The organism is Achromobacter xylosoxidans (assembly GCF_002192695.1).
GTDB classification, from domain to species: domain Bacteria; phylum Pseudomonadota; class Gammaproteobacteria; order Burkholderiales; family Burkholderiaceae_B; genus Achromobacter; species Achromobacter xylosoxidans_C.
In genome coordinates this window covers 176,677-202,436 of sequence record NZ_MTLG01000112.1, presented here as the reverse complement: position 1 = coordinate 202,436, position 25,760 = coordinate 176,677, and the positions used below count along the sequence as shown (strand labels likewise).

The window sequence follows — 25,760 nt, the reverse complement described above, 5'->3', positions numbered from 1 at the left end:
GTCGCAACCCGTGAGAAAGCAAGCGCCATGAATGTTGGACAAGCCATTCGACTGTGCCGAACGCAACGGGGCGTCTCTCAAAGCACCATTGCGAACCGAGCCAATTGCTCCGTGTCGTACTTGTCGATGCTTGAGAACAATAAGCGCGACCCGACACTTTCGACGGTTACAAGAATTGCCGAGGCATTGCATGTGCCTGTCGGCCTGCTGTTCGTTCTGGCTGCCGACCAAAGCGAACTGGGTGCGATAGACGAGCACGTCGCCGATCAGTTAATGCAGTCTGCGCTGGCATCACTGGGAGCATCGGCCAACATGACAGCGCAGGTGGGAGGCCACTATGGCTAATGCCGAACAACTCAAGGCGTTGGTGAAATCCCATATCGAGCGGGATGACCAGCATTTCTATTCTGTTGCCATGCAGGTCGCGGCCCGTGAAGCGAAGGTAGGTCACGGCAAGCTTGCCGAAGAACTCCGCGACATGATCGACGCGGCAAAAGCCCGTGTCGCGCCGGGTGGCCCCGAGGGCAAACTGGTGCCGTTGGCTCGTCCTCGCGGTGAGTTGGCAAACTTGCTGACGGTTTCCTATCCGAAGAATCGTCTGTCGGACATGGTGCTCGATGCGGAGATGGCCGAACAACTTGGTCGCATCATGAAAGAGCAGAGGCATCATTTGCGCATCCGCGAGCATGGCCTGTCGCCAAGACGCAAACTGCTGCTGGTCGGGCCACCGGGCACCGGCAAGACGATGACCGCCTCTGTGTTGGCCGGTGAACTTGGCATTCCGCTGTTCTCCGTTCGACTGGATGCACTGATCACCAAGTTCATGGGGGAGACCGCCGCCAAGCTGCGCCAAATATTCGATGCCATCAATGATGTGCGAGGCGTCTACTTCTTTGACGAGTTCGACGCCATCGGCTCACAAAGAGGGCTGGCTAATGACGTGGGTGAGATTCGGCGGGTACTGAACAGTTTTCTGCAAATGATCGAGAGCGACCAATCCCATAGCTTGATCGTTGCAGCAACGAACCATGTTGAGATCCTTGACTACGCGCTTTTTCGCCGATTTGATGACGTGATCGAGTATCGGCTCCCGAGCGCGCCGCAGGCTACCAAGCTGATCCAGTCGCGGCTTGGGAAGTTCGCGCCCAAGCCCTTTCCGCTCAAGGCCATCACAGCCAAGGCAGAAGGCTTGAGCTACGCGGAGATCAGACGTGCCGTAGATGAATCCATCAAGGAAGCCGTGATGCACGACGAGGAGCGCGTAAAAGCAGATGTGCTGACACGTGCTTTCGATGAGCGCCGCAAATTAAGTCTCAGAATGAACAACAAGAAGGTCGCACCGAGCAATGCCGGATCAACTACAAGCTAAGCGCCCACATTTCATTCTTCGAGACACATCTCAAGCCGTCGAGTTCAAAGCGCACTCTGCTGGCGGTGGATCGACACGCAGCGTGCCGACGTTGCCCCGGCAGCAGCACGGTGCATCCCTTCGCGACCAGGTTGAAAACTTGAAGCCCGCTGCAGCAGAGGCGGTGCAAGGTCAGCGAGACCTGCAACTGGAAAGCGGGTTGGGCTTGCAAATCCAGTTTTCCAGCCAACCTGATGTCGAGTTGGCATTCGAGAGCTTGGCGAACGAAACCAGGAACATTGAACTTCTCAGTGTTCGCCGCGAAGGCAACCAGACCTTCGCCAATGTCTTCGTTCCTGATGGAAAGCTGGCGCACTTCGAGAAATACATATCCGACTATCTGGAGGAGAAGAAGGACAGTCGCGGTCAAGCACGCGATCACCGGAAGTTGTTGGATGCCATCGAATCCATCCGAACTGCAGAAATCAGGGCTCTGTGGACTGACGCTCCCGAACTGCTGCCTGACGATCTTGCGACCGCCTTCTGGTGGGAGGTATGGCTTCCGGTTCGAGGGGCGGGGCAGCGGCAAGTCGTTGTAGAAGACTTCAAGAAGCTTGCTCGATTGGCGGAATGTGTCGTCAGTGACAAGCAGGTCAATTTTCCCGAACGCACGGTGTTGTTGATGTATGGGTCGCAGCAGCAGTTCTCGCGGTCGGTGATGACGCTGAACTGTGTCGCTGAACTTCGCTACGCCAAGGAGACGGCCGAGTTCTTCGACGGCATGGGCATCAGTGAACAACGGGAGTGGGCGGACGACTTGCTGCGTCGCGCCCAGTTGAGGCCATCAGGCGACACCGCTCCGCGAGTCTGCTTATTGGATTCCGGCGTGACGCGCGCGCATCCGCTCTTGGAGCCGTTGATGGATGCGAGCGATTTGCATACCGTGGAGCCAGCCTGGGGCGTGGATGATGAGGCCAATCATGGCACTGGCTTGGCGGGCTTGGCTGCCTATGGCGATCTCACAGACGCCCTGGCGTCTGCGGATTCGATCAACGTCCCTCATCGGCTGGAGTCGGTCAAGCTGATACCGGCGGAAGGTGCGAATGAAGGCGATGCGCGCCACCATGCTTACCTTTTCATGGAAGGCGTTGCGCGGCCTGAAATCTCCGCTCCGAATCGGTCGCGCGTGTTCGCTTCGGCGGTGACAGCCTCGGACTACCGTGATCGTGGTCGTCCTTCCTCGTGGTCTGCTGCCGTCGATAGCCTTGCTGCGGATACCGATGGGGTCGGTGAAAGCCCGCGTCTGTTCGTGCTGTCCGCCGGCAACACGCGCGACCCCAATGCATGGGCGGGGTATCCAGATAGCCTTTCCACCAATCTCGTGCATGACCCTGGCCAGGCATGGAACGCGATCACGGTGGGCGCTTTTACCGACAAGATCGACACGGAAGGTCATCCTTCCTTGAAGCCCGTTGCCGAAGCCGGCGGCCTCAGCCCTTTCACGACAACAACCAGGACGTGGGATCGCGCATGGCCCTTGAAACCCGAAGTGGTGCTGGAAGGAGGCAATGCAGCCAAGGATGAGCTGGGGGCGGTAGGCATGGCCAGCCTGAACTTGTTGACGACCCATAACCAGCCGTTGGATCGCTTGTTCACTACCAGCAATGCCACCAGTGCCGCATCGGCATTGTGCGCGGGAATGGCGGCGCAGATCATGGCGGCCTATCCGCACCTCCGACCTGAAACCGTGCGTGCGTTGCTGGTACATTCGGCGCAATGGAGCGAGGCCATGCGGGGGATGTTCTTGCCCGCAGCGCCCAACAAGGACGACTACGTTCACCTGATTCGCCATTGCGGCTGGGGAACCCCGGACTTGAACCGCGCGCTCTGGAGTGCGGGAGACTCGCTGACCCTACTGGTTGAAGACGTGGTGCATCCTTATGCGAAGGTTCAGGGCAAGGGCATCGTGACGCGCGACATGAATCTGCACTCCTTGCCTTGGCCGAAGGATGAGTTGGAGGCGTTGCAGGACACGCCCGTCGAGATGCGCATCACGCTCTCCTACTTCATCGAACCCAATCCATCAGCGCGTGGTGTTGCATCAAAGTATCACTACCCTTCGCATCGCCTGCGATTTGATGTGCAGCGTCCGCTTGATGCATCCACCGAGAATTTTGTCGCACGGGTGAATGCGGCAGCGCAGCGCGAGGATGAGGGTGACCCTGTGAACCCCTCAGATCCCAATTGGCTGTTGGGCGAACGGCAGCGGCATCGTGGTTCGCTGCATCAGGATGTCTGGAAAGGTACGGCGGCTGACTTGGCCAGCCGTGGCTTCATTGCTGTGTATCCTTCGGCTGGGTGGTGGCGGACACGGCCTGCGCTGGAACGTTATGGCCTGCCGGCGCGATATAGCTTGGTGGTATCCATTCAGACCCAGCAGACGGACGTTGATCTTTACGCTGCTATTTCCCAGAAAATCCCTGTGGCTAATGTTGTGGTTGTCGATACGTAAGAGGCATTCCAGTGTTCCGCTGTCGGGCTAAGCACCCGCCCGGCGCCGTTGGCTGCGACAGCTTGCGCTGCCAATATCCGAAAAGACACTTACGACCGCTATGCCGAATCTTGCGGCTCACTGCCCGCGCTGAGGTTCTTTTCAGTCGCGGCCATCAATTCGCTGGCGCTTATCCCGAGTGCGGCAGCGATTTTCAGTATCAAAGGCAGCGTCGGCACATGCTCCCCGCGTTCGATCTTGCCCATGTGCGAACGCGATATTCCCGCCTGATACGCAAAATCGTCTTGAGCGACCCCCTGCGCGACGCGAGCGGCACGCACGGCCCGCCCGAAAGCTAATGCTGGTTCGGATTCATATGTGGGTGTGCCAGGTGGACGACCTGGCTGAATAGTAAGCTTCTGCATCAACAGAAGCGTCAAACAATCCTCTTAAATTAACCACGTTAAACATATAGACGTTAAATTTCTCTCTTTACTATGATGCTGGTTTGCCCTTGACCTGCTTCGTCGCTTCTGTAGGTTCTCCGTGGACAACATCACCAGCCAACCCGCCCACCTCAGGCTTGCGATTGCGCCAGGCGTATCGTCATCTCAGCTCTCGGCGCTGCTCGCGCTGCAACGAGCGGAAGAACCCGAGGTCAGCATCACGTTCTTTGAAGTGGCAGGTGACGAGCTGCTTGATGGGCTTCGTGAAGGCCGCTACGACGTGGGAATGTCGCTTCAAGGAGCGAGCGATCCGGCCCTGGAAACCCAGCCCTTGTGGATTGAGCACATGGCCGTTGCGATACCGCTGAGGCTTCCCTTGCTTGAGCAGGCATCGCTCACCATCGCCGACCTCCAGAACTATCCGATCTTTCGCTGGGAGGCTGAGACCTGTTCTTCGCTGGATCGTCGGCTGCTCGCGCGTCTGCCTGCTGACCCGCAGAACCTTCAGTACGTGACTTCCTTCGAGATGATGGCGCTATGGGTTTCTGCCGGCTACGGTGTCGGGGTATCCGCACAATCGCGTATCAAGCACGCCCCTGGATGGGGAGTCAGCATGCGACCACTGGACGACGGCCCCTACGAAATCGTGACGCACCTGCATAGGCCCCAGGGGCAAGCGAACCCTGTTTCCGAACGGTTCGAGCGCAGGGCACTGCAGATCGCAAAAGCGCTCCCTTCCTGATCGCAGTGGCTGTCGGTAGCTGCCAGCAGAGGGCGGTGGATTTATGCCTTTCGCCAAGAGGGGTGATGTGGTACATTCAGAGGCCACTTCTGGTTTTAATAACCAGAAAAAATCTTTATTAATCAATGGGTTGGCTGCTTTGGGTGATTCCCTTCGCCCGCTCCAATTACGCTCCCCATCCAGCGCGTCGCTTTGGGAGGTCATTCCCATAGGCCAGGGCGAGCCGCCCTTGCGAATCAAAGATGGTCAAGCGGCAACGCCGTGGTGTACTTGAGTTCCTCCATCGCAAAACTCGAACTGACGTCAAACAGTTCAGCGACCTGGATGAGCTTCTTGTAGACGAAATCGAACCCGGCGATATCGGGCACCACCACCTTGAGAAGGTAGTCGGTGTCGCCGGTCATCCGATAGAACTCCATGACCTCCGGCATATCCTTGACGCCCAGCGAGAATTTCTCAAGCCAATTGAGGTCATGGCGATTCGTCTTTATCGAGACGAACACCGTCACGCCCAGCCCCGCCTTGTTGTTGTCCAACAGGCAAACCTGGCGGCGTATCAGGCCGGACGCCTGCAAGTGCTGAATCCGCTTCCAGCACGCGGTCGGGGACAGGTGGACCTGTTCCGCGATTTCATTGTTCGAGAGGCGCGCATCAGTCTGAAGCAACGCGAGGATGCAGCGATCTTTCTTGTCCATGGCTCACTCAACTTACCCTCCCTTTTGCGCGGCAGGCATATCCGGGATGCCGTTGCCGCCGCGCGGTTCGGAGGCCAAACCTGAGATCGATGTTATAGGCGGCCTTACCTCGGGGCGATACAATTCATCGAGCCAGACTTACAAGAAATTTTATATTTGAACCGGCAAGCCGGAGGCGCGATGCAAGAGGTGGACCTTACTCTCACCCAGACTTTCTTCCTCGTCGCACAGGAGGGCACGTATTCCGCCGCGGCGCGCCGGCTGAACATCACCTACCAGTCGGTGGCCAACCACATCCGGCGCCTCGAGCAGCGCGTCGGCGAGAAGCTGGTGGTGGCTGGGCGCGGCGCCAAGTCGATCAAGCTCACGCCGCGCGGCACCAGCCTTTACCGGCTGCTGGCGCCGGAATTCGATGTCATGCTGACGCGCCTGGGCAGCCTGATCGACAAGGAGCGGCCGGTCATCCGTATCGGAATGCCGCACGCGATCTTCTACTACCTGCTGCCGCCAGTGCTGACGAAGTTTCGGCGCATGTATCCCAACGTCGAGATCGTCGGCTACGAAAAGGACGTTTCGTTGCCGGAGCTGATCCGCAACGGCTCGCTGGATGTCTGTTTGAGCGAGCGCTATTTTGGCGACACCGTCATTCCGCAACGCGTTATCTGCCACTATCAGCCGGCGCTGGCGTTCCCGTCGAGCTGGCCCGCGCCAGCCGATGAAAAGGCGGTTCCGGAATGGGCGCTTGGACGGCCGCTGGTGACCTATGAACCCGGCCAGATGCTTCGCAATATCGCGCTGGACTATTTGTCGGTCGGCAACGAGCAGCCCAAGGTCGCGGTATCCACCTCGACCAGCATGAGCGTCAAGCGTTGCGTCGATGAAGGCCTGGGCTTCGCCTTGCTTCCTACCTGGTGCATCGACGAGTCGGATCGGCGCCTGAACTGCATCGCGCTGCCCAACGCGCCAAGGATTCCCATCTATTTCGGCGAAGCCATGTTCCTGAAATCGAATCCGTTCGTCCGTTCGCTGCACAAGCTTTGCCTGGAGATTTTTCCCACCACCATCGAAGAGCGCGCGGGCCGGTGGAGCTCCCACAACGCAAGCAGGCCGAAACGCGCGCGCTCCGCTGTCCGAAGCTAAGGCCTTTCATCCGTGCCGGGCCTGACCGGCATGGCCAGTCCGCCTGCGTCAGATTGTCAGGATTCGGCGGTGATTATTTTTCTCTTTTTGCCTCCGGAAGGGGTAAAAAATCGAAGAGTTTTCACCCGCTAACCTCATAGACTTGATCACGTCATCAGTGGTCACCGACTTCCCGTGGAAGCGTTGGCCGTGCATCCACGGAGATTGAAGTTCATGAGGCAAAGCACTCAACTCGTCAGCGCAGGCCGGCATCCGGAACGTTTTGGCGGCCTGGTGAATACCCCCATCTGCAGGGCGTCGACGATACTCGCGGGCAGCATGGCGGAATGGGAAGGCATGAAGCGCGCCCGCGCCGCGCAAGAGCCGGGCGCCACCACCTATGGCCGCTATGGAACCGCCACCGCCCACGCATTCGAGGAGGCCATGGCTGCCCTGGAAGGCGGGCACCGCTCCTTGGTCTTTCCATCGGGCCTGGCGGCCATCGCCACGGCGCTCACCGCATTGCTCAAGGCCGGCGACCATATCCTGGTGTCGTATAGCGCCTATTCTCCGACCCGCTCCTTCCTCGATCGCGTGCTCAGCCGTTTCGGGGTTGAGGTACAGGTCTACGACCCTGCTTGCGGCAAGCGCATCGAATCGCTCATGCAGCCCAATACGCGTGTCGTATTTGTGGAGTCACCGGGTTCCGAAACCCTCGAAATCCAGGATATTCCCGCCATCGCGGCGGCGGCGCACGCGCACGGCGCCTTCGTCGTCATGGACAACACCTGGGCCACGCCCTTGTTCTTCAAGGCTTTCGATCATGGCGTCGATGTGTCCATCCACGCCGCGACCAAGTACATCGTGGGCCATTCGGACGCCATGCTGGGCGTGGTGACCTGCAACGAAGCCACCTGGCCCAAGGTCAAGGAGACGACGCAGGAAATGGGCCAGACGGCCAGTCCCGACGATATCTTCCTGGCGCTACGCGGGCTGCGCACCATGGACGTGCGGCTGCAGAAGCATATGGCGTCGGGAATCCGCGTGGCTCAGTGGCTGGAGCAGCAAGCCGAGGTCGAGGCCGTGGTGCATCCAGCGCTGCCCTCGCACCCGGGCCATGCCATCTGGAAGCGCGATTTCAATGGGGCGAGCGGCCTTTTCACGGTAGTCCTGCGCGCAAGCGACGACGAATCAGTGGCCGCCTTTGTCGATACGTTGCATCATTTTGGAATCGGCGTGTCCTGGGGCGGATATGAAAGCCTGGCCATACCGTTCACTCCGGGTAGGCACCACGGCGATCGCTGGCCTCACAAGGGCAAGGCAGTACGCATGCATGTGGGGCTGGAAGACCCGGAAGACCTGATCGCCGACCTGAAGCAGGGCTTGGCTGCGATGGTCGCCTGCCAGCAGGCGCAGCAGCAAGATACCCGGAAAGAAGCCGCCCGCTCGGCTTGAGTCTTACCCATTCTTGATTTGGACATTACTGGAGATATACATGAGCAAGATGAAGATCACCGGGTCCTTCGTGGCCCTGATTACGCCCTTCAACAAGGACGGCAGCCCCGATTACGAAGCCTTCCGCGAGCTGCTGAAGTTCCAGGAAGACAACGGCACCAGCGCCGTGCTCATCATGGGCTCAACGGGCGAGGTTTCCATGCTGTCGCAAAAGGAGCGTCAGGACATCATCGTCGAAACCGCGAAGATGAAGACCGGCAAGATGAAGCTCTTCTATGGCTGCACCGGCAACAACACCGAGGCCACCATGGATTACCTGCGCTTTGCGCGGGCCAACGGCGCCGATGGCGCGATTCTGGCCGCGCCCGCCTACATCTGCGCCTCCGAATCGGACATCGAAAGCTATTTCCTCGAAATCGCCGATGCCACCGACCTGCCGCTGGGCATCTACAACAATCCGCCGCGCGTCAAGAGCGACCTGCACTGGGACCAGCTGCTGCGCATCTTCAAGCACCCGAATTACGTGGTCCACAAGGAATCCACCACGCGCGTGGGCCAGGTGGCGCAGGTGCTATACGGCGCGCCCGACGTATCCGTGATGTGCTGCGATTCGCCCAATCTGGGCCTGGTCGTGCCGACCATGAGCCTGGGCGGCCATGGCACGGCCAACATGACCGGCAACATTGCGCCGGCAGAGTTGACCGAGATTTCCCAGCCCTGGACGTCGCCCGAGGTCAGCGTCAGCTTCCGCGAGTCCTATTTGCGCAATCTGCAATTGCTGCACTACTCGTACTCGGCCATCAATCCCGTGGCCATCAAATCGCTGATGAAGGCCGTGGGCCTGCCGGCAGGCGAACTGCGCAAGCCGCTGCGCGCGCTGGAAGGAGAGCCCTTGCTCAAGGGCCTGCGCGCGGTCAAGGCGCTGGGCCTCGACAAGAAGTACGGCTGGAATTCGCTGCAGCTGAAGGCCGCCTGATCCGTTGCAGGACGAGTCCGGAAAGGACGTGCGTCGGAAGATTGTCCGCCTTGCGGCTTCCTGATGACGGAACTCCTTTCCGGCCATTTCATGGCATGGCTCGGGCTGCGCCTTTGCAATAGGAAACGCTATGGATTTGGGAATTCGAGGCCGCCATGCGCTGGTTTTTGGCGGCAGCAAGGGAATGGGCCGCGCCTGCGCCCATCAGTTGGCGAGCGAAGGCGTCAACGTGACCATCGCGGCGCGCACGGAAAGCACGCTGGCCAAGGCGGCAGATGAAATCACGGCGGCCACGGGAACCCGGGTCCGCTATGCGGTTGCCAATATCACCACGGATGAAGGGCGGGAGGCGGCGCTTGCGGCGTGCCCCGCGCCCGATATCCTGGTCAACAATGCGGACGGGGCGCCGCCCGGTGACTTTCGCCAATGGACCCAGTCCGACTGGCATGCAGCCCTTGATGCCATGGCTCTCGGGCCGATCGACATGATCCGGCGGGTCGTTGACGGCATGATGGAACGCCGCTTCGGCCGCATTGTGAATATCGTTTCACGCAGCGTCAAAACGCCGCAGCTTGAACTCGGCCTTTCCAATGGCGCGCGCTCCTGCTTGGTGGGTTTTGTTGCGGGCCTGGCCCGCCAGACGGTGCGGCACAACGTCACCATCAACAACCTGCTTCCGGGCGTCTTCGCCACCGATGCGCAGCGGCATCACATAGAAGGAATGCTGGAACCAGGCGGCAAGAGTTTCGAACAGCTGTGGACGGAGCGCGGATCCAACAATCCTGCCGGACGCTACGGCGAGCCCGAGGAATTGGGCGCGCTTTGCGCATATGTCTGCGCGGCCCAATCCGGCTATATATGCGGACAGAATATCTTAATAGACGGCGCCGCCTATCCAGGCACCTACTGATTCGCCTACGATCATCCCCGCTTTCCACACCCCCCTCTTTCATGGATTGCGGGCACGGGGAGGGGAGCGGTACTCGTTGCCCAACCATTTTCAATGAGATCGTTCGTCATGCGTAATACCCCTTTTCGTTCTCGCCGCTTTTGCATGAAAGGCATTGCGGCAGTTGTTGGCAGCTTGGCCGTGCTGGGCTCGGTACAGGCGCAATCGAAGTCGGACGCCTCCTATCCCAGCCGCCCGATTACCATCGTGGTGCCTCACCCTCCTGGCGGTTCCGTCGACGGCCTTGCGCGCATATTTGCCGTGAAGCTAGGCGAGGAACTGAAGCAATCGGTCATCATCGACAACAGGGCGGGCGCGTCGGGGATGGTGGGCGCGGGCGTGGTCGCGCGTGCGGCGCCAGATGGCTATACGCTGTACCTGAATGCCTCGATCCACAACATCAACCCGCTGCTCTATGGGAAGAAGATGACCTTCGATGCGGTGAAGGATTTCACCCCCATCAGTGGTCTGGCCCAGGGCGCATTGATTTTCAGCGTGAACAACGATGTCCCCGCGAAGACCGTGCAGGAATTCGTCGGCGCGGTGAAGGCAGCTCCCAACAAATACAATTTTGCAACCACGGGCTTTGGTTCGGCGGGGCACCTCGCCATCGCGCAGTTCGCCTATGAAGGCGGTCTTGCCGATCTGCAGATCCCGATCGTCCTCTACAAAGGCGGCGGCCCTGCCTTGACCGACTTGATCGGCGGGCAGGTTCACGCGCTGGCCGATCCGATGCTCTCCTCGCTGCCCATGGTCAAGTCAGGCAAGATACGTGCGCTGGCGGTAACCGGCGACAAGCGCAGCCCCTTGCTTCCGGACGTTCCGACGATGCGCGAGGCCGGGCTGAAGGATTTCGAGTTTTATTCCTGGTATGGCTTGTGGGCGCCCGCCAAGCTGCCGGAGCCGATACTCAAGACGCTGGAAGTCGCCACGCAGAAAATCATGACGTCCGCCAGCATGAAGGAGCAACTCGACAACCTCGGCTTTGAAAGCTCCTACAGGAACAGCGCGGACTTCGCGCAGTACATCCAGGCCGAGACGACCAAATACAACGCCATCATCAAGCAGGCCAATATCACCGCGGACTGAGGCCGCTTCCCCAGGAACCAGAGCGCCCCACCCAGGGGCGCTCTGCGCGTTCAGATAAGGCCGCATCCGGCCATCGGGCCTGAGGGCTATGCGGCGCGATCCAATTTGACGATTACCGGTACCTCCAGGGCCCGCACCAACGGCGTAGCTTGTTCCCAGCGCACCACCTCCACCAGTGCAGACTGGGCACTGCTTCCCTGAGTCAAGCGGGAAGTGCCCACGTCGATCGTCAACACGTTGGGGTTGCCGTGGATCTCCAGCTTCTCGTCGACAGCGTCAAACCATGCTCCCGTAGGCAGAGCCACCACGCCAGGCTTGAGGTCGGCGTCGATCACCGCGGTCGCAAGGCAGGCGCCACGGTCGTTGTAGACCTTGACGAGATCATGTTGGCCGATGCGCCGCGCTTGCGCATCCGACGGCGCGATGCGCAGCGCCTCCCGGCCATTGACCTTGAGGTCCACCGATGTCTTGCCGCCGTCCATTTGGGAATGGAGCTTGCCTGCGGGCTGCGGGGTGAGCAGATGCAGCGGCCACTGGGCCGCCTTGGGTGATCCAAGCCATTCGTCCGGCGCCAGCCAACTGGGGTGGGGCGGGCAATCGGCATAACCGAATCCGGCGATTTTTTCCGAATACAGCTCGATGCGCCCCGACGGGGTACGCAGCGGATTGGTTTCGGGGTCGCGACGGAACTCTTCGAACAGCACGAACGGTGTTTCTGGCTCGGGAATTTCCACGAACCCGCGGCTCCAGAAAGCATCGAAATCAGGGGCCGTATGGCCGCTGCCGCGCCATTCCTTGACCATGGATTCGTAGATATGCCGTACCCACTCCATCTCGCCCCGGCCTTCGGTAAAGGCATGTTCGTAGCCGCCCAGCGCGGCCAGTTCCCGGTATATGTCGAAGTCATTGCGGCTGGAGCCGATCGGCGCCAGGGCCTGATGCATGGCGAACACGTGGCGGTCGCGCGTCGAACCGCCGATGTCGTTTCTTTCCAGCGTGGTGGTGGCCGGCAGCACGATGTCCGAGCGTCGCGCCATGGGTGTCCACCAGATCTCGTGGGCGACTATTGTTTGCGGCCGGCTCCATGCGCGGCTGAATCGATTCAGGTCCTGCTGGTGGTGGAAGGGGTTGCCGCCGGCCCAGTACACCAACTTGATGTCCGGATAGGTACCTTCCCGCCCATTGAATTCGTAGCGCTGGCCAGGATGCAGCAGCATGTCGGTGATCCGGGCAACAGGAATCACCGAGCCGGTCGGATTGCGCCCTGATTCCATGGCGGGCCCTGCAATCTCCATGCGCGGGTTTCCGGCGCCATTCATGGACGCATGCCCAAACGCAAAGCCCCCGCCAGGCAGCCCGATATGCCCCAGCGCAGCGGCAAGCGCAATGCTTGCCCAATACGGCTGTTCACCGCGATGAGCGCGTTGCAATGACCATGCGCAAGTCAGCATCGTGCGAGTGTTGCGCGCCTGGCGCGCGAGCGCGCGGATCGTCTCGGCCGGGACATCGCAGATCGCCTCGGCCCATTCGGGCGTCTTGGGGGTTCCGTCCGCCTTGCCTGCCAGATAATCGCGCAAGGCCGGAAATCCTACGCAATGGACCTGGAGGAACTCCTCGTCGTGGACGCCATCGGCGATCAGCGTCTGAATCATTGCCAGCATCAAGGCGGCGTCGGTGTTGGGACGAATGGGAATCCAGCGCGCGCGCACGCCGGGAGGAACATCGCCCCGGGTTGGGCTTATGACCACAAGCTCCATGCCCGCTGCCACCGCCCGTTCGATCTGCCCGGGCACGGGATGGTCCCCGGCGCCGCCCGAGGTGATCTGCGTATTGCGCAACGGCATGCCGCCAAATGCGATCAGCAGCCGCGTATGGCTCGTGACGCTGTTCCAGTCCGTCACGCGGCCTGTCACCGGCGTATAGGTGCCGATCACATGGGGCAGCAGAAACTGCGCGGTGCCCCAGCTGTAGTTCCCCGCCTGATTCGTAAAGCCGCCGCCGGCGTTCAGGAAGCGGTGCGTCTGGGTGCGCGCATGGTGCAGCCGGCCTGCCGATGACCAGCCATATGAGCCGCCAAAAATGGCCTCGCTGCCATGCTCCGCCCTCACACGCTGGAGTTCCGAGTGGACTGCCGCAAGGGCTTCGTCCCAACTGACCTCTACATAGTCGTCACGTCCGCGCTCGCTCCCGTCGCACAGGTGCCGATCGCGCAGCCATCCCTTCCGAATGGCTGGCCGGTTCACCCGTAGCGGCGAGTGGACCATGGCAGGCATCGATTGCAGGATGCTCGAGGGAGCGCTGTCGTGGGCGAACGGCTCGCAATCGATCAGCCGGCCGCCTTGCGTGACCGCGGTGTATGCGCCCCAGTGAGAGAGCGAGGGGAAGCGGCGAATCTGTTCAGACATGATTTGACGAGGTTCTGGCCCAGGGTTCGCGCATTTCGAGGATCCGGACCGATTGCGAATATTCAACGCGCCATTCAATGCTAACAACACGGCAGGTGAATATTTTTCCCATTCACGCGGGTAGACATCAAAACAATGAAATAAATTTCACTCCGGCACCCTTTATCCTTGAATCCAGTCAGGCGGGGCACTGTCGGGCTGCACCTTCCGGCCACGCCGCGGATATCGCGATCGACCAAGACAACCATGCCCATGAAAGTTCTCATCCTAGGATCCGGCGTAGTCGGCGCCACAACGGCCTACTACCTCTGCCGCGAAGGCCACGACGTCGAAGTCGTGGAACGCCGCTCGGCGGCAGGAATGGAAACCAGCTTCGGCAATGCGGGCGGTTTGTGTCCGAGTTTTGCAGCGCCATGGGCGGCGCCGGGAATGCCGCTCAAGGTATTGAAGATGGCGTTGCAAGCCGATGCCCCTGTGCGCTTTTCGCTTTGGCCCGAATTTGAAAGGCTTCGTTGGACCCGGCGCTGGCTGATGGAATGCAATGCGCCGCGATTCCGCGTCAACAAGCTGCGCATGCAGCGCGTGGCCCACTATAGCCTTGCTTGCCTGAAACAGCTGATGGCCGAAACGCCGATCACGTTCGATTTTCATGCGGGCGGCGTGTTGCAGCTATTCCAGACCGAAGCGGAGTGCCGGTACGGCAATATTGCCGCCAGCGCACTGAAGGAATTCGGCATTCCCCACAGTGTGTTGAACGGGCGCGATGCGCTGGCAGTCGAGCCGGCCTTGCGAGACGCCACCGCCAAGATCGCGGGCGGCCTTCATTTACCGGCCGATGCCTCCGGCGATAGCCACATTTTCTGCCAGGCATTGGCCGCCTGGCTTCAGCGTGCAGGCGTGAAGTTCCGCTTCGACACCGAGGTGCGGCGATTGCTGCATGAGGGCGGGCGGGTGGTGGGTGCCGAGACCTCTGGCGGCGTACTGAAGGCCGATGCCACCGTTGTCGCCTTGGGCAACCAGGCTCCCGCATTGCTTGCGCCGCTGGGGATCGAGCTTCCCGTCTATCCGCTCAAAGGCTATTCCATTACCGCGCGGGTGACCAATGCCGATCAAGCGCCCAATATGTCGGTCATGGATGAACACAACAAGGTCATGATTTCACGACTGGGCAACAGAATCCGCGCGGCGGGCATGGCCGAACTGGTTGGCCACGACCTGTCATTGAAGGCGGGCCGCAAGGATGTGCTGGTCCGAGCGGTGCGTAGCCTGTTCCCAAACGGTATCGACTATGCCAACGCCACGTTCTGGGCGGGCCTGCGCCCCATGACGCCGGATGGTCCCCCCATTCTCGGAAGCTCGGGTTGGAACGGGCTGTTTCTCAATAGCGGGCATGGCTCGAACGGCTGGACCCAGGCTTGCGGAACGTCCCGGATCGTGGCGGATCTGGTATGTGGCCGCAAGCCCGAAATCGACCTCGAGGGGCTTACGATCGAGCGCTTTCGTAGCTAGGATGCCTATTTCACCCGGCAAACCTACAGGTGGAAATCGCCTGCGGCTTCCGGCTGATAAAGCACTTTCCTGATCCCGATCCGGCGGGTCCGGTCCGAAATCCGCCAGTCGACGGTGTCCCCTTCTTGATAGCCCAGGATGGCGGCGCCTACGTCGGAACATACGGAAAACTTTCCGGTACTGCTGTCGGCGTCTTCAGGGTAGACCAGGGCCACTTCCATTTCTTCGTCGTCCAGCTGCAGCAAGGCCCTGGAGTTCATCGTGACCACGTCCCGCGCTACCTGCTGCGGCTTGACGATGATGGCTCGCTCCAGCTCGTGCTCGAGCTCGACAATAGTCGGGCCTTGCTCGAGTTCGATCAGGCTCTTGAGCCGGGCCTTGTCGATTTCAGTGATGTAGATATCGGTGGAGTCGCCAACGGCGCCTTCGCGCAAGAGCCGGAGATAGCGCCCCGCAGTCATGGAAAACGACTTCAGTGTCGGCGTTTCGGCTTCAAGCAGAAAGCCGCTGCGCAGAAAGGTCTTCAGCGAGCGCGCGTTGTCCGGATGAATCTTGGCGATGAGCTTCTCGGCCCGCATGTCGAGGAAGGCCAGCTTCATGCCTTCGCGGATCGTGCTGGCGCCAAGGTTGCGGCCCCAGTTGTCGCAGTCTCCGATGACCAGGACGATCTCGCAGTCCGGGCCGCTCTTGACCAGGCGCACGAAACCGATGGGGACGTCGTGCCGGTCATAGGCCATGAAGAACCGGCCGCCTTGGTTGAACAGATGAGTCAGGATCGGCAGTTGCGTCCGATCGATGGCTTGCTCGATGAAGCGGGAGACATGGCGCGAATCGCTCAGATAGCAGGTAACGCGTTCATCTTCCAACCAATCCATCAGAGTCAGCGCATGTGCCCGAGTAATTTCCGGGCACAGCGAAATGAAAGGCTTGTTCATCTTCACCACACTCATTTGTAAAGGATGAAAGCCCTTCATGGCGACGGCCATGACGGTTCTTTCGGCAAACCGCGCATTTTAGGACGGAATGCGGATGGATGCTGGGCAGGCCCGGAAAGGACGCCGCGTGCCAGGCCGGGGAGGCGTGTCAGATCGGATGAACCCTGCGCCGGCGCATGATCCATTGCCAGGAATCCACATACAGTTTCGCCGACCCGGAAAAAGCGATCAGCATGGCTGCGCCGGAAAGCGTGGGCCATCGCTGCGCCCAGGGATGCTCGAACACCATGAAGACGAGTATGTGCCCCAGCGCGGCCATCAAGGGCGCGCCGATCATCCATCCCGCAAGAAACCAACGGTCGTAACGGGTAAAGACCTTCGCGAAGCTGAGGTGATAGGCTACGCGTGCGACGTAATAGGACAGTACCAGGGTCAGGAAAATGAGCGCGAGGCCGGCTAGCGTAAAGTCTTCCGACACGCGGACCTGGTACCAGCTTTGAAATATCGGGTCGCCGATTTGAAGCCACTGGATTACCGGCGGATCGTAGTGCACGATCGGGACTATCCCGACCCTGCGCGCAAGCCACCCCAATCCGTGGAAGCAGTACCAGGCAAAGACGATTGAAGCTGCTCCGCCGAGCAGCATGCGCAGCCGGTGGCTGGCCGCCGCGGAAATTCCCATAGTGTTCGAGTCCCTGAGTGTTCCACGCGCATTCCTGGCGATCCCAGCAGCCAGTCCCCCGCATGGCATGGGCCATGTATTCTTGCATGCCCATGCGACCGCCCCGAGTTTCGCCAGGGCGCAGGATATCTCCGCCCGCTACTCCTCGCTTCCATACTGTTCCATCTTCCATCGCGCCCGCGGCCCGCGCTGCGTGTACTCGCGCCGGTAATCCGCCGGCGTAACGCCGAACTTGCGCTTGAAGGCGCGGCGGAAGGCCGCGACGTCCTGATAGCCGCAGTCATTGGCTATGTCCTCCACCGAGCGCAGCGTCACCTCCAGCCACATCTGGCTTTTCCGCATCCGTACGTCAGTGAGGAATTCATGAGGCGTAATCGTCAGGTGCATCCGAAATAGGCGCGCCAGGGTCCTTTCGCTGACGGCCGCATGCTGCGCGGCGTCGCCTATCGTCACGGCTTCCTGCGCATGCGCCAGCAGCCACTGGACGGCCCGATATAGCGGGCTGTCGCGCGTGAGGCCGCTGACCTTGTCTATGGGCAGCGTCGAGGCGATGAACTGCCGCGCGGGATCGAAGACGAGCTTGTCGCGCGAGGCACCGGCCAGTCCGGCGATGCCTGCGCGGTCCATCAGCTCAAGCACGCAGTCATAGGCCAATGAAGGGGTGCCAGCCAGCAGGATGCGCTCGTCGGCCCAGACAATTGGATCGTTGGCGATGGCCAGGTCCGGATGGGTGCGCGCGAAACCTGATTGGTACGCCCATTGCACGGGCGCTTGCATCCTGTCCAGGACGCCCGCCGCCGCGACCAGCCAGACGCCGGTGCCGACCGCGCAGACATAGCGCTTATCCGCCACGGCGCCGCGGATTTCGCGCAGCACGGTTTCGTTGCTTGCGACGCAGGCGCGCAGCTGCGGCACCGAGACCGTTTCCAGCGGAGGCACGAAGATGGCGCGCTCCGTTGCCGAATCCGGCGCGCCCGGCGGCAGAAAGCACTGGTGTTCGGATGCGGAGTCCGTTCCCGCCGGCAGGGCCGCGCCCGCGCAGCGCCAAGTCACCACATGGCCGGACGCCTGCCCGCTGCGGCTGCGGGCAATACCGTTGGCGGTGCGGAAAGTATCGATCGCGGCATGGATGGGGCCATTCAGCCTGCCGGCTGGCAGCAGCAGGTCCACATGCAGAGGGTAGTTGTCTGGAGCGGCACCCATGATGTCTGTCTGGAGCGCGGTGTTTCCGCAGGAGATCGAACAAAATCAACACGCAGATATTAGATCAACCGATCCCTCCAAGGAGCTTTTCGTGCCTTATGCAACCGCACCCGACGACACCCGCATCTACTACGAAACCTATGGCGACGGCGCGCCCGTCCTGTTCATCCATGGCGGCGGCGGCAACACCATTTGCTGGTACCAGCAAGTGCCTTTCTTCGCCGGCAAATATAAGGTCATCGTGATGGACCTGCGGGGGTTCAAGAACTCTCCCTGCGCGCCGGAGGGCAACCATCCGCGTCATTACCCCGCGGACGTGCTGGCCATCCTGGACCAGGAAGGCATAGGCAAAGTAAACCTCGTGTGCCAGTCGCTGGGCGCATGGGCGGGCCTGCCGCTGGCCGTGAAGCAGCCGGAACGCGTCCAGACGCTGTTCATCAGCGGCTCGCCGACGCCAGCCTATTCGCCCGAGACCTGGGAGATCCTGCGCAAGGCCGGCAAGACCTTCGATGACGGCCGCCATGACCTGCGCAGCAAGAGCATCGGCTGGAATCGCAAGAACGTCGAAGCCCGGCCCGAGATGCTGCACCTGTACGGTTGCATCAAGGCGCTCAACCCGAAAGGCTTCCTGGCGCTGACCATGCAGGCCGACGACGTCAAGATCCATCCATCCGAACTCGCAGGCTACCGCGTGCCGACCCTGATGACGGGCGGCAGCCACGATGATTTCCTCACGCCGGAAAGCCACCATCTGGTCGCGGAGTTGCTGCCTGGCAGCCAGAAGTACACCTTCGAAGAATCCGGCCACTCGCCGTATTTCGAAACGGCGGACGAGTTCAACCGCGTGGTGCTTGAGTTCCTGGACGCGCACAACTGATTCCGGCTCCCGCAAGGAGGAGACAAAATGGCTGTCATCAAGAAAACACTGGGAATAGCGCTGGCGTGCGCCATGACGCTGAGCAGCGTCGTCGCCACGGCTCAAGCTTCCTACCCGAACCGGCCCATCCGCTGGATCGTTCCCTCTTCGGCGGGCGCTCCCATCGATGCCATTGGACGCAAGCTGGGCGAACTCATGTCCGCGCAGCTTGGCGCGCCCATCGTGATTGAAAACAAGCCCGGCGCGGCCGGAACCATCGGCGCTACCGAGGTGGCGCGCGCCAAGCCAGATGGCTACACCATGATGCTGAGCGTGGGTGATGCGCTCATTTCTTCGACCGTCACCATGAAGGTGCCCTATGACCCGCAGCGCGATTTCACGCTGATCAGCAAGATTGCTGCTTCCGGCCCGGTGCTCGTCGCGAACAAGTCCATGCAGGCCGCGGATCTGGCGGGCGCGGTCCAGCAGGCACGGACTGCGCAGATTCCCCTGGCTTATGGTTCATACGGCCCGGGCTCGTACCCGCAGCTGATCATGGAGAGCCTGGCCAGGCAGTCTTCAGTAAAGTTCATTGATGTCCCCTACAAGGGATCGCCGCCGGCCATGACGGATCTGTTGGGCGGCCAATTGGCGTTCACCTTCACCTCCACCAGCATTGCCGCGCCCATGATCGCGGACGGCAAGGTCAAGGCCATCGCCGTCATCGGCGACAAGCGTTCGGCGTTGCTGCCGGAAGTCCAGACCTTCGCCGAAGCGGGATACGACGCCTTCATATTCAAGAACAAGGCCTGGGTCGGCTTGAGCGGCCCCGCCGGCATGCCTGCGGACGTGGTACAGAAGCTTGCGGCGGCGGCCCGGCAGGTGGTGCGCGATCCGGAGTTCGGCAAGTATCTGGAGAACATCGGCTTCGATGCGATCGGCAATGCGCCGGAGGAATTCTTGCGGGAGTACCGGGAGGAGTATTCGGTGGTGCCCGGGCTCATCAAGGAACTTGGCAGCCTGGGTCAATGAAGGGCGGAAACGGGCGAGGTCAGGCGGGAGTAGTATTCGAGCTGGACGGGCTTATTCAGGCTCTTTCTTGTTCCAATTAGACAGCCTTAGCGAGAATGACGATGGAATCGCTTGTCGAGCGCCAGGCGCCGATTGATTTTGAAGTGGCCAATGCATTGATCGTGGCAACGCCGGAGTCATGGAGCATCGCGGAAATGGTGGTTCACCGGGATGATGATGCCTCCTATGAAAGGATGAGCATTTCAATTTCGAGCCCGGAAGGGCTTCGGGATCTCATCGGCCCGACGGAGGAAATCCAGGCGGGACTCTATAAGCTCTCCGGCCTGTACAGAGAGTTCGGGAAGACATGGGCCTCGGTCACGTATAGGGTGGAGCTGTTGCCTGACGGAAACTGGAAATACAACGCCAGATTCACGGATTGATCTGTGCCGGGAATGGCAAGGTCGGGCCTGATCCGGGCGCGGCTGCGGATATCGCTGATATTCATTCAATATCAAATCTAAAATTCTTAATATTAGACAGGCCTGTTAAGCACGCCTAAAGTCATCCGCTGGAACATATGGCCAGGACCGCCGCCTAGAGCGGCCGGCCATCCACCCAAAGGAGACTTCCATGCTGCACCGCAGACAGATGCTGACGGCCATGTTGGCCGTGGCAATGCTTGGCGCCGCCGGCCATCAGACCGTCGCGCTGGCCGAGACCTTCCCCTCCCGGCCGATCAAGTTCGTGGTGCCGTTCGGCCCCGGCAGCGGCACCGATACCTCGGCCCGCTATTTCGCCCGCCAGCTGCAGGAGCTGACCGGGCAGCCGGTGGTGGTGGAGAACAAGCCGGGCGCCAATGGCTTCATCGCGGTGAAGAACGTCCTGTCGGCGCCGGCGGATGGCTACACGGTCTTCATCGGCAGCAATTCGACGCTGGCGGTCAATGCGGCGCTGTTCAAGGCGCTGCCGTACGACCCGGTCAAGGATTTCGCGCCGTTGACCATGATGATGCGTTCGCCCGCCATGCTGGCCGTCAGTCCGCAGGCGCCGTACGGCACCCTGAAGGACTTGATCGCCTATGCCCAGGCCAATCCCGGCAAAGTGAATTTCGGAGCAGGGTCGGCCGGCTACCAGTTGATGGGCGAATTGCTGAACGACAGCGCCGGCCTGAAGACGGTGCATGTGCCGTTCAAGGGCGCCGGCGACGCCATCATGGCTGTGGCCGGCGGCACGGTGGACTACACGTTCGCCGAGGTGACCGCGGTGCAGGAACTGGCCAAGGACGGCCGCGTGAAGGTGGTGGCGGTGGCGTCGGACCAGCGTGTCGGGACTTCGCCCGACGTGCCGACCGCGACCGAAGCCGGCCTGCCCGGATTCGAAGCCTACACCTGGGTGGGCGCGATGGTCAGCGTCAAGACGCCGGCTGAACAGACCGCGCGCCTGGCCGAGCTGTTCACGCGCATTTCCAAGATGCCCGAAACCCGCGCCTTCTATGAACGCCTGGGCGCCACGCCGATGACGGGCGGGCCTGCGCAGATGCACGAATTCCAGCAGAAGGAAATCGCGCTGTGGCAACGCATCGTCAAGAAGGCGAACGTTCCCCAACAATGAAGAAAGAGGCGAGCATGACGTCGCAAGCCCTGCAGAATGTGAAGGTGCTCGATCTGTCGCGCGTGCTGGCCGGCCCCTGGGCCGCCCAGACGCTGGGCGACCTGGGCGCCGAAGTGATCAAGGTGGAGCGGCCGGGAACGGGCGACGATACGCGCGCCTGGGGACCACCCTACGTGACCGATCCGGTGGGGCAACCCACCGGCGAGTCCGCCTATTACATGTGCGCCAACCGCAACAAGCAGTCGGTCAGCATCGATTTCACCAAACCCGAAGGGCAGGAACTGGTGCGGCAGCTGGCGCAGCAATGCGACGTGCTGATCGAGAACTTCAAGACCGGCGGCCTGGCGCAATACGGGCTGGACTACGCGTCGCTGAGCGAGCTGAACCCCAGGCTGGTGTATTGCTCGGTCACGGGCTTTGGCCAGGACGGTCCGTATGCGCATCGCGCCGGCTACGACTTTCTGATCCAGGGCATGGGCGGCCTGATGAGCATCACGGGGCATCCCGACGGCGCGCCCGGCGGCGGTCCCATGAAAGTGGGCGTGGCGCTGACCGACATCCTGACGGGGTTGTATGCCAGCACTGCCATCCTGGCTGCATTGCAGGCGCGCGCGCACACCGGGCGCGGCCAGCATATCGATCTGGCCTTGCTTGACGTGGGCGTCGCCTGCCTGGGCAATCAGGCGATGAACTATCTGTATGGCCAGCAAACGCCGCGCCGCATGGGCAACGCGCATCCGAATACGCTTCCGTACCAGGACTTTCCGACGGCGGATGGGCACATGATCCTGGCCGTCGGCAACGATGGGCAATTCGCGCGGCTGTGCACCGCCATAGAACGGCCGCAATGGGCCGAGGACGAGCGCTTTGCGCGCAATGCGGCGCGGATCGCCCATCGCGAGGAGCTGATCGAAGGCTTGCGCGCCATCACCGTCACCCGCAGCACGCGCGACTGGGTCGCGCTGCTGGAGCAGCACGGCGTGCCTTGCGGACCCATCAACACCGTCGCGGACGTATTTGAGGATCCGCAGGTCCAGGCGCGCGGCCTGCGCATGAGCATGCAGCACCCGCAAGCGGGCGAGGTGCCGCTGGTCGCCAGCCCCATCCGCTTGTCGGATACGCCGGTGAGCTACCGCCACGCGCCGCCGCAGCTGGGCCAGCATACCGATGCCGTCCTGGCCCGCCTGCTGGGCTTGAGCGCGGATACCCTGCACACGCATCGAATCAATGGAGTCCTGGGATGAGCAGTCTGAATTCACTGGCATTGCCGCTGACGCGCATTCCTCCCGAAGACGAGGCCCTGCGCCCCGCCGTTCGCGCCTTCCTGCAGGAAGCAGTGCGTGATATGCCGGCGCATATCCGGGCGCGTTCCTGGGGCGGCTACGACACCACGTTCAGCCGCCGCGTGGGCGAGCGCGGCTGGATTGGCCTGACCTTGCCGCGCGAGTATGGCGGCGGCGGACGCAGCGCCTTCGCGCGCTATGTGTTGGTAGAGGAATTTCTCAATGCCGGCGCGCCGGTCGGGTCGCATTGGATTGCCGACCGGCAGAGCGCGCCGCTCATCCTCAAGTACGGCACTGAGGCCCAGAAGCGCTTCCACGTTCCCCGCATCTGTCGCGGCGAGTCCTTCTTCTGCATCGGCATGAGCGAGCCCAACTCGGGCTCGGACCTGGCCAGCGTGCGCACGCGCGCAGTGCCGAACGACCGCGGTTGGCTGCTCAACGGCCAGAAGATCTGGACCACCAATGCCCATCACTGCCAATACATGATTGCGCTGGTGCGCACTTCGGGCGGACCGGAGGACCGGCACAAGGGCCTGTCGCAAGTGATTGTCGACCTGTCCCTGCCCGGCGTGACGGTGCGCCCGATCGAGGATCTGTCGGGCGACAGCCACTTCTGCGAAGTGTTCTTCGACAACGTGCAGCTGGACGCCGACGCGCTGGTGGGTGACGAAGGGCAGGGCTGGGAACAGGTCACGGCCGAACTGGCGTTCGAGCGCAGCGGTCCGGAGCGGCTGTATTCCAGCATCGTGCTGTTCGATCAATGGCTGGACTATGCGCGCCTGCCCGCCAATCGCACGCCCTCGGCGCAGCGGCTGGCCGGCAAGGTGCTGGGCCAGCTGACGCCGCTGCGGGCCATGTCGGTGTCGGTGCAGGAGAAGCTGACGCGCGGCGCCAGCCCCATCGTGGAGGCGGCGCTGGTCAAGGAACTGGGCACCACGCTGGAGCAGATGATCCCGGCCTGGATCGCGGAAGACCTGTACTCGCGCGAGGCCGAGGACATCCCGGTGGAATTGCTGATGACCCTGAAATACGTGACCGAGGCGTCGCCCTCGTTTTCCCTGCGGGGTGGCACCCGCGAGATCCTGCGCGGCATGATCGCGCGCGGCCTGGGCTTGCGCTGAAGGAGCATGACATGAGCGACAACGATCTGTACGCCGATGCCGCGCGCCAGGTGCTGGCGGACCATTGCACGCCGCAGGCGGTGCGCGATATCGAAGCGGGCGGCGACGCCGCCGGCAGGCTCTGGCAACAGCTGGAGGAAACTGGTCTGGCCGACGCGCTGGTCGGCGAGGACGAGGGCGGCTCCGGGCTAAGTCTGGACCAAGTATTCGGCGTGCTGGAGCAATGCGGCGCCCACGCGCTGCCCTTGTTGCTGGGCGAGACCATGATCGCGCGCGCGCTGCTGCCGGTAGCGCAACGGCCGGCTGGCAGCATTGCTTTGGCGCGCGGCGTGCAACAGGCGGATGGCGCCTGGCATTGCGCGCTGGTGCGCGGCGGCGCGGTGGCTGACAGCGTGCTGGTGCAGACGGGCGATGCCTGGCGCCTGCTGGACGCCGCGCAGGCGCACAAGCAGCCCCAAGCGCTGGCATTGGACGCCGCCATGAGCTGGACGCCGGCCCAGGTCGCGGCTGCGTCGCTGGCGCCGATGGACGCAGTCATCGACGTCCGGACCTTGCAGGCCTGCGTGGTCGCGCCGCAGATGGCCGGCGCGCTGGGCAGCGTGTTGGAGCGCACCCTGCAATACGCCAATGAACGCCAGCAATTCGGCCGGCCCATCGGCAAGTTCCAGGCCATCCAGCATCAGCTGGCCGTCATGAGCGAACATGTCTGCGCCGCCCGCATGGCGGCGCAGCTGGGCTGCCATGCAGGCGGCGTGGCGCCGGACCGGCTGCGGGTAGCGGTCGCCAAGGCGCGCTGCAGCGAGGCGGCGCTGGTGGTGGCCGAGCTGGCGCACGCGGTGCACGGCGCCATCGGCTTTACGGAAGAATACGATCTGCAGCTCTACACGCGCCGCCTGCATGCCTGGCGCCAGACCGCGGGCAGCGAGGCCTACTGGCAGGACGTGGCCGGCGCAGCACTGTTCGCGCACGCAGGGCCGACCCTGGACCTGGTGCGCACGATTACCGATGTCCCGGCGTAAGCCCGGCTTTCAGGAGACACTTGCATGGCATTTCTGCAGATAGAGCGCGAGGGCGGCATTGTCGTCGCCACCATGAACCAGCCGGAGACGCGCAATGCGCTGACCGGCAACACCGCCATCGAAGAGATCGTGCAGCTATGCGCGGACATCCGCCAGGACGCGGGCGTGAAGGTGTTGATCCTGACCGCGGCCGGGCCGATCTTCAGTTCGGGCGGCAACGTCAAGGACATGCGCCGCTTTTTCGACGACGCGCTGACTCCCGAGCGCATCTGCGAAGAGTACCGGCAGGGCATCCAGCGCATTCCGCTTGCGCTGCATGGCCTGGACGTGCCCGTCATCTGCGCCGTCAACGGCCCGGCCATCGGGGCCGGCCTGGACATCGCCTGCATGTGCGACATCCGCATCGCCGCCGACACGGCGACGTTCGCCGAGAGCTTCGTGCGCGTGGGCATCGTGCCAGGGGATGGCGGCGCCTGGCTGCTGCCGCGCGCCGTGGGCATGGCCCGCGCCAGCGAAATGGCCTACACCGGCGAGGCCATCAGCGCGCAGGATGCGTTGGCTTGGGGCCTGGTCAGCCGCGTGGTTCCGGCGGCGGAACTGCTGCCGACCGCCAGGACGCTGGCCGCGAAGATCGCCGCCAATCCGGGCGGCGTCATGCGCATGACCAAGCGCCTGCTGCGCGAAGGCCAGCACAGCAGCCTGGCATCCTTGCTGGAGTTGTCGGCCAGTTATCAGGCGCTGGCTCACAAGACTGCAGAGCATCGCGAGGCTGTTACCGCGTTCATTGAAAAGCGCCCGCCGCGGTTTTGAAG

The 25,760-nt window shown here is 62.1% G+C and carries 24 protein-coding genes; 18 read left to right on the top strand and 6 right to left on the bottom strand.

Annotation, left to right across the window (positions count from 1 at the left end; genetic code table 11):
• The first annotated feature begins 27 nt into the window (after positions 1 to 27).
• From BRO63_RS28295 to BRO63_RS28285, 3 genes are read left to right on the top strand one after another with little or no spacing between them, the layout of a single operon-like run.
• Positions 28 to 345, top strand: coding sequence for a helix-turn-helix domain-containing protein (locus BRO63_RS28295; RefSeq protein ID WP_023464296.1), 318 nt, complete (start codon positions 28 to 30; stop codon positions 343 to 345).
• Complete coding sequence (locus BRO63_RS28290; RefSeq protein WP_033982009.1) at positions 338 to 1,369, top strand: AAA family ATPase; 1,032 nt, start codon at positions 338 to 340, stop codon at positions 1,367 to 1,369. The genes BRO63_RS28295 and BRO63_RS28290 overlap by 8 nt, the downstream gene beginning before the upstream one ends.
• Positions 1,347 to 3,860: a S8 family peptidase gene (locus tag BRO63_RS28285; protein ID WP_034004688.1), complete on the top strand. Its 2,514-nt coding sequence runs from the start codon at positions 1,347 to 1,349 to the stop codon at positions 3,858 to 3,860. Before BRO63_RS28290 ends, BRO63_RS28285 begins: the two co-directional genes overlap by 23 nt.
• A gap of 98 nt (positions 3,861 to 3,958) precedes the next feature.
• On the opposite strand, the gene BRO63_RS28280 is transcribed toward BRO63_RS28285, so the two are convergent.
• Positions 3,959 to 4,264 (bottom strand): helix-turn-helix domain-containing protein, encoded by a 306-nt coding sequence (locus BRO63_RS28280; protein WP_003158903.1) that lies wholly within the window; start codon positions 4,262 to 4,264, stop codon positions 3,959 to 3,961.
• Positions 4,265 to 4,385: 121 nt separating this feature from the next.
• On the opposite strand from BRO63_RS28280, the gene BRO63_RS28275 reads away from it, so the two are divergent.
• Positions 4,386 to 5,027 (top strand): substrate-binding domain-containing protein, encoded by a 642-nt coding sequence (locus BRO63_RS28275; RefSeq protein WP_033982394.1) that lies wholly within the window; start codon positions 4,386 to 4,388, stop codon positions 5,025 to 5,027.
• Positions 5,028 to 5,263: 236 nt separating this feature from the next.
• On the opposite strand, the gene BRO63_RS28270 is transcribed toward BRO63_RS28275, so the two are convergent.
• A complete protein-coding gene (locus BRO63_RS28270; protein ID WP_013396409.1) occupies positions 5,264 to 5,722 on the bottom strand; it encodes an Lrp/AsnC family transcriptional regulator in 459 nt (152 codons plus the stop codon).
• Between the two features lie 180 nt (positions 5,723 to 5,902).
• On the opposite strand from BRO63_RS28270, the gene BRO63_RS28265 reads away from it, so the two are divergent.
• The 5 genes from BRO63_RS28265 (at position 5,903) to BRO63_RS28245 (ending at position 11,310) form a co-directional block, all read left to right on the top strand.
• Complete coding sequence (locus BRO63_RS28265) at positions 5,903 to 6,862, top strand: LysR family transcriptional regulator (RefSeq protein ID WP_088142967.1); 960 nt, start codon at positions 5,903 to 5,905, stop codon at positions 6,860 to 6,862.
• A 213-nt stretch (positions 6,863 to 7,075) separates the two neighbouring features.
• A complete protein-coding gene (gene metC / locus BRO63_RS28260; RefSeq protein WP_088142966.1) occupies positions 7,076 to 8,296 on the top strand; it encodes a cystathionine beta-lyase in 1,221 nt (406 codons plus the stop codon).
• 40 nt (positions 8,297 to 8,336) lie between these two features.
• The gene (locus BRO63_RS28255) at positions 8,337 to 9,272 is read left to right on the top strand and encodes a 4-hydroxy-tetrahydrodipicolinate synthase family protein (protein WP_088142965.1); all 936 of its coding nucleotides are present in this window, start codon (positions 8,337 to 8,339) and stop codon (positions 9,270 to 9,272) included.
• Positions 9,273 to 9,402: 130 nt separating this feature from the next.
• Entirely contained in the window at positions 9,403 to 10,182 is a 780-nt protein-coding gene (locus BRO63_RS28250; RefSeq protein WP_088142964.1) for an SDR family NAD(P)-dependent oxidoreductase, read from the top strand.
• A gap of 108 nt (positions 10,183 to 10,290) precedes the next feature.
• Positions 10,291 to 11,310 (top strand): Bug family tripartite tricarboxylate transporter substrate binding protein, encoded by a 1,020-nt coding sequence (locus BRO63_RS28245; RefSeq protein WP_256943426.1) that lies wholly within the window; start codon positions 10,291 to 10,293, stop codon positions 11,308 to 11,310.
• Positions 11,311 to 11,396: 86 nt separating this feature from the next.
• Here the strand turns inward: BRO63_RS28245 and BRO63_RS28240 are convergent, their stop codons facing one another.
• Positions 11,397 to 13,715 (bottom strand): molybdopterin-dependent oxidoreductase, encoded by a 2,319-nt coding sequence (locus BRO63_RS28240; protein WP_088142962.1) that lies wholly within the window; start codon positions 13,713 to 13,715, stop codon positions 11,397 to 11,399.
• A 252-nt stretch (positions 13,716 to 13,967) separates the two neighbouring features.
• Here BRO63_RS28240 and BRO63_RS28235 point away from each other — a divergent pair, with 252 nt between their 5' ends.
• Entirely contained in the window at positions 13,968 to 15,224 is a 1,257-nt protein-coding gene (locus BRO63_RS28235) for a D-amino acid dehydrogenase (protein ID WP_088142988.1), read from the top strand.
• Between the two features lie 23 nt (positions 15,225 to 15,247).
• On the opposite strand, the gene BRO63_RS28230 is transcribed toward BRO63_RS28235, so the two are convergent.
• From BRO63_RS28230 to BRO63_RS28220, 3 genes are all read right to left on the bottom strand, one after another.
• A complete protein-coding gene (locus BRO63_RS28230) occupies positions 15,248 to 16,210 on the bottom strand; it encodes a bifunctional GNAT family N-acetyltransferase/nucleoside diphosphate kinase regulator (protein ID WP_088142961.1) in 963 nt (320 codons plus the stop codon).
• 97 nt (positions 16,211 to 16,307) lie between these two features.
• Positions 16,308 to 16,841, bottom strand: coding sequence for a hypothetical protein (locus BRO63_RS28225; protein WP_088142960.1), 534 nt, complete (start codon positions 16,839 to 16,841; stop codon positions 16,308 to 16,310).
• 138 nt (positions 16,842 to 16,979) lie between these two features.
• Positions 16,980 to 18,044 (bottom strand): GlxA family transcriptional regulator, encoded by a 1,065-nt coding sequence (locus BRO63_RS28220; protein WP_088142959.1) that lies wholly within the window; start codon positions 18,042 to 18,044, stop codon positions 16,980 to 16,982.
• 91 nt (positions 18,045 to 18,135) lie between these two features.
• Here BRO63_RS28220 and BRO63_RS28215 point away from each other — a divergent pair, with 91 nt between their 5' ends.
• The 8 genes from BRO63_RS28215 to BRO63_RS28180 all read left to right on the top strand — a co-directional run bounded on the left by BRO63_RS28215 (position 18,136) and on the right by BRO63_RS28180 (position 25,758).
• Positions 18,136 to 18,921, top strand: a complete 786-nt coding sequence (locus BRO63_RS28215; protein ID WP_088142987.1) for an alpha/beta fold hydrolase — start codon at positions 18,136 to 18,138, stop codon at positions 18,919 to 18,921.
• 27 nt (positions 18,922 to 18,948) lie between these two features.
• Entirely contained in the window at positions 18,949 to 19,932 is a 984-nt protein-coding gene (locus BRO63_RS28210; RefSeq protein WP_088142958.1) for a Bug family tripartite tricarboxylate transporter substrate binding protein, read from the top strand.
• 101 nt (positions 19,933 to 20,033) lie between these two features.
• On the top strand, positions 20,034 to 20,354 hold the full coding sequence (locus tag BRO63_RS28205) for a hypothetical protein (RefSeq protein WP_143219523.1): 321 nt from the start codon (positions 20,034 to 20,036) through the stop codon (positions 20,352 to 20,354).
• Between the two features lie 190 nt (positions 20,355 to 20,544).
• Positions 20,545 to 21,525, top strand: coding sequence for a Bug family tripartite tricarboxylate transporter substrate binding protein (locus tag BRO63_RS28200; protein WP_088142956.1), 981 nt, complete (start codon positions 20,545 to 20,547; stop codon positions 21,523 to 21,525).
• Complete coding sequence (locus tag BRO63_RS28195; RefSeq protein WP_088142955.1) at positions 21,522 to 22,769, top strand: CaiB/BaiF CoA transferase family protein; 1,248 nt, start codon at positions 21,522 to 21,524, stop codon at positions 22,767 to 22,769. Before BRO63_RS28200 ends, BRO63_RS28195 begins: the two co-directional genes overlap by 4 nt.
• Entirely contained in the window at positions 22,766 to 23,929 is a 1,164-nt protein-coding gene (locus BRO63_RS28190; protein WP_088142954.1) for an acyl-CoA dehydrogenase family protein, read from the top strand. The genes BRO63_RS28195 and BRO63_RS28190 overlap by 4 nt, the downstream gene beginning before the upstream one ends.
• A gap of 11 nt (positions 23,930 to 23,940) precedes the next feature.
• Positions 23,941 to 24,948, top strand: a complete 1,008-nt coding sequence (locus BRO63_RS28185; protein ID WP_088142953.1) for an acyl-CoA dehydrogenase family protein — start codon at positions 23,941 to 23,943, stop codon at positions 24,946 to 24,948.
• 24 nt (positions 24,949 to 24,972) lie between these two features.
• On the top strand, positions 24,973 to 25,758 hold the full coding sequence (locus BRO63_RS28180; protein WP_088142952.1) for a crotonase/enoyl-CoA hydratase family protein: 786 nt from the start codon (positions 24,973 to 24,975) through the stop codon (positions 25,756 to 25,758).
• Positions 25,759 to 25,760: the final 2 nt, after the last annotated feature.